15 protein-coding genes are annotated in these 15,854 nt (G+C 51.1%); 11 read left to right on the top strand and 4 right to left on the bottom strand.

Annotated features, from left to right (window positions below; genetic code table 11):
- Positions 1 to 4 precede the first annotated feature (4 nt).
- From ACA074_RS10155 to ACA074_RS10125, 7 genes are all read left to right on the top strand, one after another.
- Positions 5 to 1,939, top strand: coding sequence for a hypothetical protein (locus ACA074_RS10155; protein ID WP_497678921.1), 1,935 nt, complete (start codon positions 5 to 7; stop codon positions 1,937 to 1,939).
- Positions 1,939 to 2,505, top strand: coding sequence for a hypothetical protein (locus ACA074_RS10150; RefSeq protein WP_497678920.1), 567 nt, complete (start codon positions 1,939 to 1,941; stop codon positions 2,503 to 2,505). Before ACA074_RS10155 ends, ACA074_RS10150 begins: the two co-directional genes overlap by 1 nt.
- 405 nt (positions 2,506 to 2,910) lie before the next feature.
- Positions 2,911 to 3,876 (top strand): endonuclease, encoded by a 966-nt coding sequence (locus ACA074_RS10145; RefSeq protein WP_497678919.1) that lies wholly within the window; start codon positions 2,911 to 2,913, stop codon positions 3,874 to 3,876.
- 181 nt (positions 3,877 to 4,057) lie between these two features.
- On the top strand, positions 4,058 to 4,384 hold the full coding sequence (locus tag ACA074_RS10140) for a hypothetical protein (protein WP_497678918.1): 327 nt from the start codon (positions 4,058 to 4,060) through the stop codon (positions 4,382 to 4,384).
- A gap of 104 nt (positions 4,385 to 4,488) precedes the next feature.
- On the top strand, positions 4,489 to 4,821 hold the full coding sequence (locus tag ACA074_RS10135; protein ID WP_497678917.1) for a DUF7693 family protein: 333 nt from the start codon (positions 4,489 to 4,491) through the stop codon (positions 4,819 to 4,821).
- A 90-nt stretch (positions 4,822 to 4,911) separates the two neighbouring features.
- Positions 4,912 to 5,601: a hypothetical protein gene (locus tag ACA074_RS10130; RefSeq protein ID WP_497678916.1), complete on the top strand. Its 690-nt coding sequence runs from the start codon at positions 4,912 to 4,914 to the stop codon at positions 5,599 to 5,601.
- A gap of 155 nt (positions 5,602 to 5,756) precedes the next feature.
- Entirely contained in the window at positions 5,757 to 6,623 is an 867-nt protein-coding gene (locus ACA074_RS10125; protein WP_497678915.1) for a DUF2726 domain-containing protein, read from the top strand.
- Positions 6,624 to 6,698: 75 nt separating this feature from the next.
- On the opposite strand, the gene ACA074_RS10120 is transcribed toward ACA074_RS10125, so the two are convergent.
- The gene (locus ACA074_RS10120) at positions 6,699 to 9,584 is read right to left on the bottom strand and encodes a TrlF family AAA-like ATPase (RefSeq protein WP_497678914.1); all 2,886 of its coding nucleotides are present in this window, start codon (positions 9,582 to 9,584) and stop codon (positions 6,699 to 6,701) included.
- A 38-nt stretch (positions 9,585 to 9,622) separates the two neighbouring features.
- Here ACA074_RS10120 and ACA074_RS10115 point away from each other — a divergent pair.
- Positions 9,623 to 10,785 (top strand): IS3 family transposase gene (locus tag ACA074_RS10115; protein WP_497677316.1). Its coding sequence is split into 2 segments (ribosomal slippage): positions 9,623 to 9,878 and positions 9,878 to 10,785, totalling 1,164 coding nucleotides; the frame shifts between segments, so codons are not numbered across the junction.
- Positions 10,786 to 10,788: 3 nt separating this feature from the next.
- Here the strand turns inward: ACA074_RS10115 and ACA074_RS10110 are convergent.
- Positions 10,789 to 11,406, bottom strand: coding sequence for a hypothetical protein (locus ACA074_RS10110; RefSeq protein ID WP_497678913.1), 618 nt, complete (start codon positions 11,404 to 11,406; stop codon positions 10,789 to 10,791).
- Between the two features lie 615 nt (positions 11,407 to 12,021).
- Here ACA074_RS10110 and ACA074_RS10105 point away from each other — a divergent pair.
- The gene (locus ACA074_RS10105; protein ID WP_497678912.1) at positions 12,022 to 12,549 is read left to right on the top strand and encodes a C40 family peptidase; all 528 of its coding nucleotides are present in this window, start codon (positions 12,022 to 12,024) and stop codon (positions 12,547 to 12,549) included.
- Positions 12,550 to 12,614: 65 nt separating this feature from the next.
- On the opposite strand, the gene ACA074_RS10100 is transcribed toward ACA074_RS10105, so the two are convergent.
- Together ACA074_RS10100 and ACA074_RS10095 are read right to left on the bottom strand one after the other, a co-directional pair.
- On the bottom strand, positions 12,615 to 13,934 hold the full coding sequence (locus tag ACA074_RS10100; protein WP_497678911.1) for an ABC1 kinase family protein: 1,320 nt from the start codon (positions 13,932 to 13,934) through the stop codon (positions 12,615 to 12,617).
- Positions 13,931 to 14,395, bottom strand: coding sequence for a DUF3429 domain-containing protein (locus ACA074_RS10095; RefSeq protein ID WP_497678910.1), 465 nt, complete (start codon positions 14,393 to 14,395; stop codon positions 13,931 to 13,933). Before ACA074_RS10095 ends, ACA074_RS10100 begins: the two co-directional genes overlap by 4 nt.
- Positions 14,396 to 14,531: 136 nt before the next feature.
- Between ACA074_RS10095 and ACA074_RS10090 the strand changes: the two genes are divergently transcribed.
- Positions 14,532 to 15,593 carry an SDR family oxidoreductase gene (locus ACA074_RS10090; protein WP_497678909.1) on the top strand — a complete coding sequence of 354 codons (1,062 nt, stop codon included), beginning with the start codon at positions 14,532 to 14,534 and terminating at the stop codon, positions 15,591 to 15,593.
- Between the two features lie 35 nt (positions 15,594 to 15,628).
- Entirely contained in the window at positions 15,629 to 15,760 is a 132-nt protein-coding gene (locus ACA074_RS10085) for a DUF2256 domain-containing protein (RefSeq protein WP_497679314.1), read from the top strand.
- The last annotated feature ends 94 nt before the right edge of the window (positions 15,761 to 15,854 follow it).

Here is a 15,854-nt window from a genome sequence, read left to right as displayed (position 1 = left end):
ACTAATGAAATCCCTTACGCGCCGCCCCCTAACATCAAAGGCATCTGCTAATATTCCAAACACACCTGGTGACAGGGTATTTCTCTTAGAAGATCCTCGCACCGGCAAAACCATAGAGTTCAATTTCTCTTGGAACTGTTCAAAACATTTATTAATTTTCGGTCAAATGCTCCTTCTTAATGGAAAATCGTTTCGGGGATATGCAGACAAACAAAATAGAATTACTCCAACAAGCATCAGCGCCGCTCGCGCAGACCTTGCTTCTGTTCGTTTCTTGTGTGAACAACTACAACGCGACTTCCCCAACAGACAACTCAAGTCGCTCAACCTACTAGAAATACAACTTATAGTACGACAGTTTATGTTTTACGGAACGAATGGCACCCTCGGCCGAAGCGCGTTAAACGCTTTTTGCGCCATTCTTAATGAATCCTACAAACTCTATAACAACGGAAGGCTAAATGATGGAGTTAAATTTTTCATCGACAAAAAACTCAAGCGCGACACCATGGCTCCAATCCTTGATGAGCTAGGGTTGGAATATAGTGAATGGTATAAAGGTGGGAGTTATGGCTCCATCGCAATGATTTGTAGCTCCGTTATGCTGAATGAAGCTATCGCCATATTAGAGTCAGACGATACGAAGATCGCACAATCTGTATTTAAGACATTCAGGCAGTATCCAAAATCTCCTACAAAGTGGTTCGAAAATGGAACTAACAGCTATGATATTCTCACGAAATATCACGAGTGGAGACACTTTGGTTTGCCCGCAAGATATGACAGTCTGACCATTGAGCGCTTTAGCTATCTGGCGCAGGAAATACGCAACCATGGAATAGAGGTACCACCAAAACTTCCTTGGAAAAACTTGCGCGAATTTGGCGACTACTGCGAGCTAACAATGAAGGCGGGACTAACAACATTCCTTCTTCTAAGCGGCTTTCGAATTAGCGAACTCGAGCCGATTGATGTTAATGACTACTACAAAAAACCTGATGGTTCTTGGTGGTTTAATACAGAGAATCCGAAAACTGAAAGTGGTGCCGTAATAGGGCGTTCATTACATGGACTCGTAGCTAAAGCTGCCGACATAATGGTAAGCCTTTCCGCTTTGGATGCAGAAAAGCACAATATCCCTTTATTCCACGCTGGATTTCGCGGACATGCTTATGACGCCGCCCTTGGCTGGGGTGGATGGACTATAGAGCGGTGGATGCACGAAGCAAGATATTCCAAGGTAACTCTCAGCTACTGGTTTAAACAGTTTTATGAAACTCATGTACTCCCTAAGAATCCGGATCTAGCAGAAATCCAGAAATCAGTGCACCCACACCAGGCTCGTCACTCTTTTTCTGAGTTCACACTTCGTCGGTTTGATCAAAACGTTAGCGCTCATCTAAGAGAGCATTTTCGACATAGCGCCGGGTCACTTAATTTCCGCAGGTACACTGATGAGAAACTCCATGAGTCAGTACAGCACTACATGGAGCTTGATTACCTAGAGGAAATAATCCATCGCATAGCAGCTAATAAAATCGAAGACCGGCTTCATGGGCCTGCGGCAAATAAGGTTAAAAACGATATAGCTAAATTTTTAATGCTAACCCCCAGAGAACTAAATATCCACATAAGAGATAACGCATCCAACTACAGCCGACTCACTGCATTTGAGTGGGGATTTTGCGTACTTCCAAAAAACAACAACAGAGCCAAATGCATTGACTCCGAAACAAATCTCCCAAAAGTAGACGTGCATAGTGCACCAGAGATTTGCTCCGGGTGCCCGCACCACATGTACAACGAACAGCAGAGGAATTATCTTGAGCGCATTAAAATTGCTCATGAAAATATAGCCATGATGCACCCACTTGAGTTTTCAAAAAAAATGAGTGCAGAAGTTGTAAGAATTATCGATCGCAGATTGAGAAGCAAATAATGAGCGAAGAACTTGATAAATATCACAAAAAATACATCAAAGCCGAAGAGCCTACCTGGATCAAATCCGAGACAACAAGAGCTTTATACATCAAGGCATTGGAATTATTCGAATCAATCAAACAGGAAATGTCCACTACTGCGAGCATGCCTTTAAGGTCTAGAAAAATCGTACTACGCAGACTAGCAACCATTGGAAATGTGAACCATAGCTTAATCACGCCAAGACGACAGCCCGACCTCGTCGAATTCATAAATAAAAAAAACGCTGAACTAGAGGTTTATTGGTCTTCTTTAAAAGCGTCCCACAGCAGAAGTGGACGCAAAATGACAAAAAGCGAAATAGTCTCTCAATTTAACAAAATGAAAACCGAGATTGAAAACTTAACAAATCTACGCTTAGCTGAAGCTCTAACCGCAGCAATCCGGGAAAATCTCACAGAATCAAAATCAGCACTCGTAGCCAAAATCGAAGAACAAGAATTGGAGATTGCAAGACTGAAAAAAGAGAACATAAACCTCAGACTTCAAAATCAGGAACTCATATCTGCACTAAACAAATCCTAGACATACTGGCACACGACTTAATGACAGAACCACCGACAAACGATCATTTGGGGCAATCACTACATCACCGTACAACAACCTCTTCACCCCCCTCCACTTTATACTAAATCTTTCTTAGAAAAGTCATCATCCCCTGCGACCACTCAACTCGCATACGCCCGCTACAATTACAACATAAAAAATATGTATTATTCGGCCATGTGCAAAGACCATTCCGCAAAGAAATAAAATCATGGTTCGTTGTTTTATGTATCGAGCAGCACTCAGTGACTAGGGAACTTGCCCTCTTAATAGATTTCCCTCGTATGTCTCAGTGGAATACTCATCCCCCTAGCCTTTGGCCTCCATCGACAGTCATGAAGTCAAGCGTATACTGCGCGTCCCATTAACCGATTAAGCTTACCGATGAAAAAACTGCTGTCCGTAATAATCCTGACCCTTTCGATAACAACCCCCGCCTTCTCAAACCCTCCGTCGACCTTTTCCGAAGCGAAGGTTATAGCAAAGCAGAAAATCTACCTCGACCAGGCGAACAGCTCGATGGGCGAGTTGTATTGCGGCTGCAAATGGACGTGGGTTGGCAAATCAGGTGGTCGTATCGACGCCGACTCATGCGGTCTCAAGGCCAGAAAGCAAGAAAACCGAGCAGAACGGACTGAATGGGAACACATTGTTCCCGCCTATACGTTCGGCAACCAGCGCCAATGCTGGCAAAACGGTGGTCGAGAAAATTGTGTGAACGATGATCCGGTGTTCCGAGCAATGGAAGCCGACCTATTCAACCTGTACCCATCAGTTGGGGAGGTGAATGGCGACCGGAGTAATTTCAACTACGGGATGGCCTCTGGGGTGACACCGCAGTACGGGCAATGCAAGACCCGGGTTGATTTCAACCAAAAAACCGCAGAGCCGCGTGACGAGGTCAAGGGACTAGTCGCTAGGACAACCTTTTACATGTTCGATAGATACAACCTGAGCATGTCTCGGCAGCAGCAACAGTTACTGATGGCATGGGACAAGCAATACCCTGTTTCGCCTTGGGAGAAAGAGCGGGATCGCCGAATTTCAGCAATCATGGGGCACTCCAATCCATTCGTGACTGGCAAACGTCGATGGTCGCAAGGATATAAGACAGTTGGTGATGGGGTGATTGGCACCGCTCCTGTTAATCCTCCGAAGGCCGCAGCCCAGCCAACCCTTGCGAGTGCAAACGGAGTTGGTACGGTCATTGGTAACAGAAAGAGTCAGGTGTACCACCTCTCAATTGGGTGCCCTGGTTATGGTCAAGTTTCTGCGAAGAACCAGATTTCTTTCTCGTCAGAGTCTGATGCCGTAGCGGCGGGTTATCGCAAAGCAGGTAACTGTAAATAGCTTGGTAAATATTGAGTTCCGGCTCGATGAGCTTTACATTGAGCCGGGCCTCGAGGGCCCGAAAGAGCGATATCCTTTGAGCATCTGGATGAGGGTAACCGATTCTTAGGGTGACAGCTGCGCAACGCAAGCAATCGCACTCATGGCCTCACTACGCTAGACGTACAATGAGGCTTACCCCTTGCAACTTCTGAAAGAAAAAAGAATGAGTCCTGAGCTGATTTCGAAACAAACGAGCGTAAGCAATATACACCCCTCTCTAAATGGAATTGGCATGCTTGAGCCTCAGGTAGCGATGCAACGCTACGACGCTGCTTTCGCTTCAATTTTAGAAAGCTGGGCCTCAAAGCGTGCAAGCATCACACCTCTCCAAATAGAAATGTGCAACGCTTTCAGTGCCCTTCGCCACTCTCTGGATAAAAATGAAGCACAGCCAGAAAAATACGACAGAGACTCAGCCATTAGACTTATCAAAAAGATTGGTTTAGCAAATGGCCTAGGACTCTAGAGCAGCCCATTTCGCTCTCTGCGTAGCCCGTTCACTCAGCTAAAACCCTTGAGTCACCGACGCTTCACCGCTATGGATGCGTCGTGACTTAAATCGAAATTGATTTGAACACAACCTCTCCTATCACCGCGCGCGAGGTCTGCCAGGTACTGACGGACGTCGCGCTCGGCAAACGCATCATGATGAGAAGCTTTATCCAGTCATGGAATGAGATCTATCACGGCCTGATGTCTGTCAAGATCGATGGCTGGCGACTCACCCTCTTCAATGACTGTGACACCCTGGACTACTGCGAATACTGCAGGTCGCCTGACGGTCAAGTCGGTACTTCCCAAACCCTTGATCAGGTGACGGGCCCATCAGCATTATGTTTGCAGTTTACTTTAGGTAAAAAACAACTCATCCAACACTACACTTGGAAATCTGAGAACGCGTGATCGAAAACCATCGTGCGCTAAGGCATCTCTTGCGACTCCCCCTAACAGAGCCATTGGCCAATGGGCACCAAGGCAAAGGAATTCGAATGCATGAACAACAACTACGTTGACCAAGCTAAAGCTCTTCTGTCCGAGATTGGTATCCACCAGCTTTCGAAAGGTGTTTGGGCATTCACGGATGTTCACACTGCCAGCCAAGCCTACATCCACCACTCACTACAACCAGTAGCGCTGGCGGCTTACGCGGCAGTTAACCCCACGTTTGCTGCTGGCCGTTTTCCCAACTGGGCGTTGGTCGATATGGTGGATAACGTGCCTTGTATGGACGGTGCTGAGCTTACGGCGCTGTCGATGGTTTGCGGAGCTTCTATCCCTAAGTTCCCCAGTGCAACAGAGCGAGGAAATATTTTTGGACAAGCAGTTTGGGGAATCGTAGAGGCTTACTCGCTTGAGGGATGTTTTGAGCACGTCGAGCCCGCCTATGGTAGCGAAGGCAGCCATTACAACTTGCGGCCTCGCGGCTTCGATTGGGCAGGCGGAGAAGATCCTGTCCCCGAATCGTTGAAGGCAATGCGTCAAAGTTATCGCGTAATGTCGCCGCTACAACAGATCATGGTTTTGACGGTTATGCATTTGTACAACCAAGGCAAAGACAAGGTTTTTCTGATCGGGGGCTGTCCAACCAAAATTCCTGCTGCCGAGGCGATAAACATCCTTCGCGACAATGGGCCGGCGCTCTCGGCCTGGGGCCACCTGGTTACTCATTACGCGGGCTGGTAAGAACATCATTATCCGGGCCTATCTGCGGCAAGCACGTGACGCGGCGCCAGAAACTGCGCCATTACCGTGAGCACATCCAGCGCTATGCTCGTCTATCACAGGTCAAATCGAATCTGAGCGAGCAAAAAACCAACTAGATCAAACGCGAGGTAGCAATGGCCGCATTCGAAAGGGAATCCATGTACCAGATGCTTGCTAATCGGGACTGGGAGGGACTGTCGAACACGCTCGTTTCACACGCCAAAGAGTTGAAAAACGACCCTATAACCTTGCAGGCAGTGGCGATCTTTGAGAACGAGTTTTTTGCACACAGCTCGAGCCATGCCAGCGCCGTTCGGTACCAATCCTTCGAGTCCATCGCGGTGATGATTGAGCTCGGAAAGCATGGTTTTTCCAAAGCCTTCACCGATCGTTTCGTTGACGAGAAGCTTAAGGTTATGCAGGAACTGGAGATGCCCTCACTACTCAGTTTTGCCCTTTCAAATCAGCATCGTCCACTGGCAAAACAGATCGTAAATCAGAGTCGAAATACACAGCCGGAACAGATCGCTCAGGCTCGCCGCGGAGACATCAGCGTCAAAGCTAATCAAGTGCACGCTGCAGCCCCAAAGATCGTGAAGTTGTTCAAATCCCAACAGGAAGAAAACTTCTTTGAGGCAGTCCGACGGGTCTTCCCCACCTACAACCCTTACCCCAACGTGGCCTTAAGCAGCGTGCTGGACATTGAGGCATTCAAAGACAACCTGACCCAGAAGGAGCGGAGCTATTTCTTCAAAGCGGTTGTGGACAGCGTGGTGTTCGACGCTCGAGATAGCTACTCCCCGAAGTTTTTCTTCGAACTCGACAGCATTCTTCACGACAGTGCCTACGCCAAGGAAAACGACGCGATGAAGGATGCCATCTTCCAAGCGGCAAACGTTAAGCTGATTCGGATCAGAGGTTTCGGACAGAAAGCATTAACCGTCCCAGAGTTCGAACTACTGGTGCTTGATGTGATGCAAACCACAAACCCTATAAGATAACGTTATCCGAACAGCACGCTTACCCATCTCGTCAAATCCAACAGATAGTGCAGCGTGCATGCTTCGGTTGTCGGTTTACTGCAATCGATACTTACCTTGCCGGTTCTTGAAAGCAGGCTCAGTGCCCTCGAGTATTTCGACCACACGTGCTTTGATCAGAGGATGTTCTATCGCCCCGGCTTCGTAATCGAACCGGCTCGCAGCCTTGTCACACGCCGCATGAATGATCTGTTCAGCATCACACACCACGGCCAGGTTGGGGTTGTGCGTCACCATGATTACTTGCCGGCGCTCCTTCGCTCGCTTGATGCACTTCACCAGAACTCGAAAAATAGTCTGGTTGTCCAGGTTCTCTTCGGGCTGATCGATGACAATCGGTATGTCATCTTCATCGACCAAAAGGTAGAAAACCAGAAGAAGCAATCCACGCTCGCCAGGTGAAAGCTGACCGATTTCCTGTCCCTCGTAAGTCAATGAATACCGAGGAGCTAAATAATCCAGGCAGTACAAGTAATCCAGAAGATCCTGCGCTGTGACGGTACGTGCGAGTTGCTCAGATAGGAGCATCGGCCTCTCAGGCATTCCTTCTCGACGATCAAAATGAAGCAAATCATCAATCGCGTCTGTAAACGCCACGGCCTCATCTGCCGTTTCGAAACTGGCAGCCAACAATAAGTTGCGCAGCATCTGAGAGCTCTCGTCGACCCCCATGAAGGATCCCCTGACCCTTTGATTGATGCGCCTCAATAGTTGGTCTGAGAAGCCTTTTTCTTCGATCCGAACCTGGAAATCCAGAGGTAGATTGAGCTCACGCTGCTCCTCAGAATTAACGAAGCGCTGGACAGGGAGATAGAGTCGGCTGAACTCATCAACCATGGCCTGAATCAAGCCATGCATTTCACGAGTCTTTTCGGAGCGTTCAGTACGAAGCCTCGCTTGCTGCTCCGGCAAATTTGCCAAGGAAGCAATTTCATCTTGCAGCTGCAAAAGGCTACTTGGCTTATCTGGTGATCCAATCAGCTCCGCTTTGGCACGCTCCCAGCTCGCTAAATTTTCTTTGTAGAGAACATAAAGTCGTTGCGCCTCTCCGAGCTGGCTTTTGGCTTCAACAAGCTGGGCCGCAGCGAGCAACCTTCGCTGTGAAATGCTGCCCTGATCTTCGTTTTTTAAGTCAGCGTCAATCGCAGCCACCTGCGCTTGAGCCGTTGCTGCGATGGCATCGACCGGCCCGGCATCGACCTTCAATTGCACTAGGGAATCGATCGGCAACTCTACATCCAGATCAGCGAGTAAATCTTTCAGCTCCGCAACGAAGGTCGCATGTTGATTACCGTAATTAGTCAGTGCGGTAGAAATTCTTTTGGCAACCGCTTCTCTTTTAAGCGCCGTCGCTCTTGTGCTCTTGAGCGCAGCCTCCTCAGCTTCAATCTTACGGCCCTCGCTCTCGAGAATATCCACCTGTTCAGCCGCCTGCTTTGACTCAGCCAAAGCTTCAGGTGAAGCACTTGGGTCGAGTACCGGTTGTGGCTGGGCATCCTCCAGCGCGGCGATTTCCCCCTGCTTAGCCGCCATTAATTCTTGCAACGATCTCAGAAAATCATTTGTCGCCCGGCGCTCCACCTCAATAATTTCCGCGTTAATCTTGGTGATACTCTCCCTCACACCTTTGCGAGCCTGCTCAATTTCTGCGACCTTGAAATCTAGTAGTTCGTCCATAGAAGCCTTGCCGAGCCTCTCCTCCTCGGGCACGTGGGAGTAAATAATTTTTCGCAGCTCCGCATCAAAAGTTGAGGATCCGCCCTCACCCAGTTCATTGCATAGATCTTCCAAATAGCTTTGCGGTAGATATTTGACCCGCTCGACGCTGCTTGGCTCAGGATCCTCCTGCAAAGTCTTCTCCATCACAGAGCCATCGAGCCAGGTCAATGAGCCCAAAAAATGTTCTGCGAACTTGCGCTTCGGGCTACGGAACCGCGTGTTTTTGAGGAATGAAAATTTCGCGTAATGCTTTGTGTTGCCGACCAACGCGATGACATCGGAAAGAGCGCTCTTACCACTGCCTTTGTTGCCGATGATTGCCACCAGATCAGGGTTGAGCGGGATGTCCAAATCGAACCAAGGTTCAGAAAGCCCCGAGTCTTCGACCTTCTTAACCTTGATTGAGCTTATAAATTTGGTTTTGTTCTGCTCGATCTTCTTTCGTTTGGGAGGGGCATCGCCTACATACACGCGATCATCGAACTCATGGATCGCTTGAAGGAGCCCCTGAAATGTTGAGTCTGCCTTGATCCAAGTAAAACAGTTTCCAACGCGGTCTTTGTCGGTTGAGGTGCTAAGCGAGTGTGCATCTGAGCAATCAAGAAGGCGCGCATTGACCTGAGCAGCCTTCAACCCATCACGAGCTCTCACGTAGGCCTCAGGGTTGGCTGCGGCAGTGAATACCAGATCGGCTTCATTAATAATCGTCTTCTTGTCCGCGATCGTATGATCGTTCCACCGCAGGCTGTCCCACTCGCTCTTACCCATCGCAATGATGTGCTTACCATCAAAGTGCTGCGTCTTGAGAGCTGCCCGAACAGCTTCAAAGCTAACATTGAGGTTATTGAAGCCGACCTTTAGTGGTGAGGAGGCCCGGCCCCGCATAGCCGCTGGCATTGAGGCAACGACACGCTCCCCAAGCTCAATCAGGTTATCCCTAGTAATGACTCCAGCCCAACGGTCGCTAGGGGATCCAGGTACGAGGGAGTACCCCTGAGAAATGGCAGGCATAAATTGCTCACGAATGAGCTGAGGGTCAACCTGATCGAAAACGACATGGAGGTTGATACGACTCCAACTCGATGGCCTATACCCCTCCTCGCTTTGCTCTAGAATTCCGCCAAATTTATCTAGTCGTAGCTCCACGACAGGAAGAACAAGCTCAATATTCGCAAGATGTAGTAGTCTAATGAAACCGGACACCCATTTAGGCGAGAATGCTCGCCAGATCGAGGTGTCAGATGACTAAACAACGCCGCTCCTTTACTCCTGAATTCAAGCGCGAGGCTGCTGACCTTGTGCTCAAACAAAACTACAGCTACATCGAAGCCAGCCGTTCGCTCGGCATTGGTGAGTCGGCATTGCGCCGCTGGGTTGACCAGATTCAGAAAGAACATAAAGGCGTCACTCCGCAGAGCAAGGCACTGACTCCGGAACAGCAAAAAATTCAGGAGCTGGAAGCCCGGATTGCTCGGCTTGAGCGAGAGAAATCAATACTAAAAAAGGCTACCGCGCTCTTGATGTCGGAAGATCACGAGCGTTCGCGCTGATTGACCAGTTGAGGGCACATGAGCCGGTTGATTGGCTGTGCAAGGTGTTTGACGTCACTCGCTCGTGTTACTACGCCCAGCGCCTGCGGCGCCGCACGCCGGATGTCGAACGGCTTCGATTGCGTAGTCGCGTAAGTGAGCTGTTCTCGCAAAGTCGCAGCTCTGCGGGCAGTCGCAGCATCCTGTCACTGATGCGTGAAGACGGTGAGCAACTCGGTCGATTCAAAGTGCGTAGCTTGATGCGCGAGCTTGATTTAGTCAGCAAACAACCCGGCTCCCATGCCTACAAACGAGCAACAGTAGAAAGACTGGATATCCCGAACACATTGAATCGCGAGTTCGACGTGCCTGCGCCCAATCAAGTCTGGTGCGGCGATATCACCTACATTTGGGCACAAGGAAAGTGGCATTACCTGGCTGTCGTCCTGGATCTTTGTACGCGTCGGATCGTGGGCTGGGCGCTGTCGGAAAAGCCAGACGCTGAGTTGGTGATCAAAGCGCTGGATATGGCTTACGAGCAGCGTGGCAGGCCTTCGGATCTGCTATTCCACTCGGACCAGGGATCGCAATATGCAAGCCGACTCTTTCGCCAGCGGTTGTGGCGATACCGCATGCGTCAGAGCATGAGTCGACGAGGAAACTGCTGGGATAACGCACCGATGGAGCGCGTATTTCGTAGCTTGAAAACAGAATGGATACCGACCGTGGGCTATCGAACTGCGCAGGAAGCACAGCGCGATATCAGCCACTTTTTGATGCATCGCTACAACTGGATTCGGCCTCACCAGTTCAACGAGGGGTTGGCACCAGCGCGGGCCGAGGAAGAACTTAACGTCGTGTCCGGGATTGGTTGACCACTACAGTGCATCCCCTGCGTGATGTTGGCCAAAAGATAATTCGCACTCAAAAAGAGAAGCGGTTGCTTTTGAGTTTTCAGATTGGCTGAACATTTCTCGCAAATGAGTGCCCGACAACGGTGGCCCAGGACGGCTAGCGGCGAACAGAAAGTAGTCTCCGGCTAATAGCAAACAGCCCTGACGCGATGGATCATCCATCGCCTGCAACCATTGGCCACGACAAGCGCCAAGAGACAAGGGCAATCGATCCCATATTTCGTAGTAGCTTTCGTCCAAAGCTGTTTCTATGAGGCAATCATTGGTTACAAAGTGCATGCGTCCAATGTCCTCATCGCCGCTGTCCGGCTGATAGTCCATTTTACGATGCCATTGGCAAATGTCGGCGTCTACTTGGGTCACCCCAGCAAAACCCTGCTGTTCACATAACGCCTGGCACTGAGAGTCGCTAAGATTCTCTAGCGCAAGGCGTGGAAGCGGATTTTGGGGAATACGCAGATCTGCAAACAATCGCGGTGTCTGTAGCCAATACACTTGAGTTTCGCTGTCCGAGTACCCTGAGGGGCGCTGGATCAAACGCCGCTTCCATACGCCAAGGTAATATTGAGCAACCTGAGTCATAAGTTTTCCGGTACAAAGCTTAGGAATTGATTAGTTAGAGAGGCACATAGGCCTCCAACAATTTCACGCCTTCCCGGTTATGCACGCTGCAATGTGTCCATGCCGTGGGCGCAGTAGCTAACTTTCATAGCAACGCAAAGACTACGATTTTTAACAGCGCCAGCCGTTCGAAACCGTATCCTAAAGTCTGCGCATAAGGATACCCGCTCAGGATGCAAACTGCGCGCCGACCTGCCCACCTGCAATTTAATCGTTCTTTCTCGCCGATACCACTCACACACGGCATCGGTCGCCGCGTTGCTAGACCGAGAACACTCCCAGCGTGCATCCGGCTTCTCGCTGACGTCTTCGCCGACGCATTTGACGTTGAGGACGAAATCGCTAAGTCATGCTGTAGACCTACGCTGGCGTCTGAGTGATTTCCAGTTGGTCGGGAGGTTGGGAACGAGCGCAATCAGGGAGTGGATTTGATCTTGCCAATCAAGCTGGCAAAAGCGGCAAACAACTGAAAAGGGCTTCGGAAATTTCCTACGAATCTTAAGCCTATTTCCGGCATTGCCTTCACCACTGCAACCCTAAACTTCTGCTCGTCGAAATCTCCCGAGTGGTAAGAAGGTGAACATCCCAGCATTTGCACTATCCATCGTGGTTTTGAGCTCCGCTTCGCTTAGTTGTGGAGCGAATGATCAGCCTCCCCCCCTATACACTGCCTCAATTCAGAGTAACTCCGATGCTGTCAATGAATCGGACACCAGTGAACGCATCATCCTGCGGGCGCAAGAACTGATCGGCACTCCCTACAAGTGGGGAGGCACGAGCGAAGAGACGGGGTTCGACTGCAGCGGATTGCTGGTTTATCTGTTCCGCAGCGAAGCAGGTGTGGAGTTACCTCGGACAACTAAAGTTATGATAAATGAAGGGTTCCCGCGTATAGATCGTGCTGACCTGCAACCCGGTGATGCCGTTTTTTTCAAGCACGGTGATCAGGGACAAGTGAATCACGTAGGGCTATACATAGGCGATAACCAGTTCATCCACTCCCCCAGAACAGGCAAAACAATACGTACTGACTCTCTGGACAATAGGTACTGGAACGAGCGCTATTTCGACTCTCTTCGCTTTACGGAGGAGTCATCGAGTTGAAATAAAAATTTCGTTTTGCTCGGTACTCCGCCAACGAGCTCATCTGAAACTCGGTCATGAATCGCTCAAGTGACGTAAGGCTCGAACAGCCTCCGGACATTCACCCGAGCCTTCAGTTTCGCGGCCAACAGGTACAATCCTCCCACCTTGCGATGCAGCAACAGTACATCCAGAGGTGGCGTGTGCCAGAAGTCGCGGTCGACACCTAGATCCCAACCGGTATCACGCAGGCGTACGGCCAGGTCAGACGTGGCAAAATCATAGGCGCCTTGTTGCCGCAATGGTTCGCAGGCCTGTGTAATGAGGTCAGTCAGCACCGCTTGGTGTTTGGGCAGAGTTTCAGACTGAAAGTAGCCAACGTCCAACGCGGCGTTGGTGATGGCGGCACGGTCTTCATGCAGGCCAGCCATCAGCAAGCGGCGATAAGCCTCTGTACTGCAGCGGTTATAAAGTCGCGTGGCGCCGAAGTCCAACAACACCATGCGACCGGAGTCTTGCTGATAACGGTAATTGGCAAAGTTAGGGTCGGTCTGCACGCACTGGAACTCGAACACCTCGCGCAGAAACAGGCCGAATAGCAACATGATGATCCGGTCGCGCTCTGCCTGGGGCGCGTGCTCGAGCGACTCCACCGCTACTCCGTCGACGAAGGACATCACCAAAATATTCGGCGTGCTGAACTGGGCATACGCACGAGGAACCAGAAAGTCAGGACTGTCGGCCAGCAGTTGATCAAAGCGCCGTAAGTGCTCGGTTTCTTTCAGGTAGTCCGCTTCATCCTGGAGCTGACGCTTGGCCTCTTGGAGCAATGGGCCGACATCCATGCTCTTAGGCAGCATCCCGGACATTCGCAGCAAGGTAGCAACGTTATCCACATCGCTGGAAATACTCTCGCGCACGCCGGGGTATTGCACCTTGATCGCCAGGCGTTGGCCGTCCTTACCTTTCGCCTCATGAACCTGGCCGATGGACGCTGCCGCCAATGGCGTGAAGGAAAACCGTTCGAAGCGCCCTTCCCAACCCTTGCCCCAGCTTTCGTTGAGGACTGCCACCAACTGGCTCATGGGCATAGGATGAGCGTCGCAACGCAGGCGAGAAAGGATTTCGCTGAACTCGCGCGGCAATAAATCACCTGCATCCATCGATAACAACTGCCCAACCTTCATGGCGGCGCCACGCAGTTGCGACAGTTGCTCGACCACCCGATGCACATTGCCCGACGTCAACAGCAGTTCTCTAAGCGCCGGACGTTTGCCCTCAACCCACTGCCGAGCGCCTTCGGCTAGCATGCCGCCCGCGACGCCCGAGGCCAAACTGCCAAAACGCATCAACCGCGATAAGCGGCTGCCAGGCACGGGCAACGAGCCGGGCACACGAGGCTTCATAAGTGAAGCGCCTCAACGATCGCTGCAAGCAGCAAGCAGACGCTTGCCACGAGGGTAAGCCGTAATCGCATCAGCATGTACCAAGCGGGCAAGCTCATAACCCGCAACAGCTGCCTGTCCTGCCGGAAGTGGACAACTAAACCGATGACCAACAATAAGCAACCCAATGGCATTGGCAGTAACGTGGCAATCCAAGCAATAAGCGCAGGAATGACACTCCAGATGAATCGGTCGCGGCCCTGCTCGGCGTTCATGTCTTGCACGGTCATGGCGAAGCCCCAGTGTAATGCGCCGACGAAGCTCAGGATGACTGCGCCATAGTTAACAAGCGCAATCGCAAACAACGGCCGATAGTCGAGAGAGAACGGGATCAGCAGCGCCAGAAAGATAAACGGCAACAGACCGCCATGACCCAGCAGGCTGACGTACTTTGGCGGAGACGTTGAAGGCAACACGTTCATTTGTATTCCTTGCAGTGAGCGAAACTCAAGACTGTAGGCCCAAAAGCCCCGTTTGGGCGAGATATTGTACGGATCCGGTTTAGGTTGAACCTCTGTTGCTTAGGTGGACTCCCAAACCTAAATCCAGGAGAAATGTATGACCCAGACAGCTTTGGTCGTTGGCGCCAGCGGCATCGTCGGCAGCACCATCACTCAGTTACTAATCGACAACAAGTGGCAGGTCGCGGCGCTATCGAGGCACCCGTCGCAAGTGCAAGGCGTGATACCTGTCGCGGCAGACCTTCAGGATCCTGCTTCGCTGGAACATGCGCTGGCGGATTTGAAACCCACTCATGTGTTCAGTACCACATGGTCACGGCAAGCCACGGAGGCCGAGAACATTCGTGTTAACGCAGCCATGGTTCGCAATGTGCTCACCGCCATTCGCCCAGCCAAGAGCGTCGAGCACGTAGCGTTGGTCACTGGCCTGAAACACTACCTCGGCCCATTCGAAGCCTATGGTAAAGGCAGCCTTCCGCAAACACCGTTCCGCGAAGAGCAAGGTCGTCTGGATGTCGAGAATTTCTATTACGCCCAGGAGGACGAACTCTTCGCCGCGGCTGAAAAAGACGGCTTCACGTGGAGCGTTCATCGCCCGCATACCGTCACCGGGGTTGCTGTAGGCAACGCGATGAACATGGCAACCACCCTCGCCGTCTATGCCTCGATTTGCAAACAAACCAAGCGCCCTTTTGTGTTTCCCGGATCAAGAGTGCAGTGGGACAGCCTTACCGATATGACGGATGCCCGGCAGTTGGCGAAACAACAATTATGGGCGGCCACCACGCCCGCTGCGGCCAATCAGGCATTCAACGTGACTAATGGTGATGTATTTCGTTGGAAGTGGATGTGGAGCCGAATTGCCGAATACTTCGACTTGCCTGCTGCCGATTATCCCGCCTCACTCTCACCTCTTGAGAGGCAAATGGCTGACGACCAAGCCGTGTGGACGCAGATAGTCGCGGAGCACGGTTTGAAAGAAGCCGATATTGGTCGTCTGATATCCCCATGGCATACCGATGCTGACCTCGGTCGACCAATCGAAGTCGTCACTGATATGTCGAAAAGCCGTGCCATGGGCTTCACTGCCTACCAAGCGAGTGATCAAGCATTTTTCGACGTGTTCGACAAACTACGCGAGATGCACTTGATACCCTAGACACTGCCCGCTAGACCCGATGCATGGGGGACGTTTTGAAGAAGAGTGAGCTCCCTGCTAAGACCTGCCTGACCTGCGGATTTCCCTTCTCATGGAGGAAGAAGTGGTCACGCTGCTGGGAGGAAGTGCGCTACTGCTCGGAGCGGTGCCGGCGCAGTAAAAGCTGAACCGAAAGGTGGGTACGGGAAGTCCTGGCCTAGCTGTAATCGTGTCTCTCGTTTTCTTCCTTCGCTACGTCATGTTGCGGCGGTGGAAGCGCTA

The organism is Pseudomonas sp. LBUM1655 (assembly GCF_059716085.1).
Note: the sequence above shows the minus strand (reverse complement) of the source record. Positions and strands in the feature narration are given on the sequence as shown.

Coding starts and splice junctions, on each gene's coding strand:
- ACA074_RS10155 (WP_497678921.1), top strand. CDS start 5: ATGAAATCCCTTACGCGCCGCCCCCTAACATCAAAGGCATCTGCTAAT.
- ACA074_RS10150 (WP_497678920.1), top strand. CDS start 1,939: ATGAGCGAAGAACTTGATAAATATCACAAAAAATACATCAAAGCCGAA.
- ACA074_RS10145 (WP_497678919.1), top strand. CDS start 2,911: ATGAAAAAACTGCTGTCCGTAATAATCCTGACCCTTTCGATAACAACC.
- ACA074_RS10130 (WP_497678916.1), top strand. CDS start 4,912: ATGAACAACAACTACGTTGACCAAGCTAAAGCTCTTCTGTCCGAGATT.
- ACA074_RS10125 (WP_497678915.1), top strand. CDS start 5,757: ATGGCCGCATTCGAAAGGGAATCCATGTACCAGATGCTTGCTAATCGG.
- ACA074_RS10110 (WP_497678913.1), bottom strand. CDS start 11,406: ATGACTCAGGTTGCTCAATATTACCTTGGCGTATGGAAGCGGCGTTTG.
- ACA074_RS10100 (WP_497678911.1), bottom strand. CDS start 13,934: ATGAAGCCTCGTGTGCCCGGCTCGTTGCCCGTGCCTGGCAGCCGCTTA.
- ACA074_RS10095 (WP_497678910.1), bottom strand. CDS start 14,395: ATGAACGTGTTGCCTTCAACGTCTCCGCCAAAGTACGTCAGCCTGCTG.
- ACA074_RS10090 (WP_497678909.1), top strand. CDS start 14,532: ATGACCCAGACAGCTTTGGTCGTTGGCGCCAGCGGCATCGTCGGCAGC.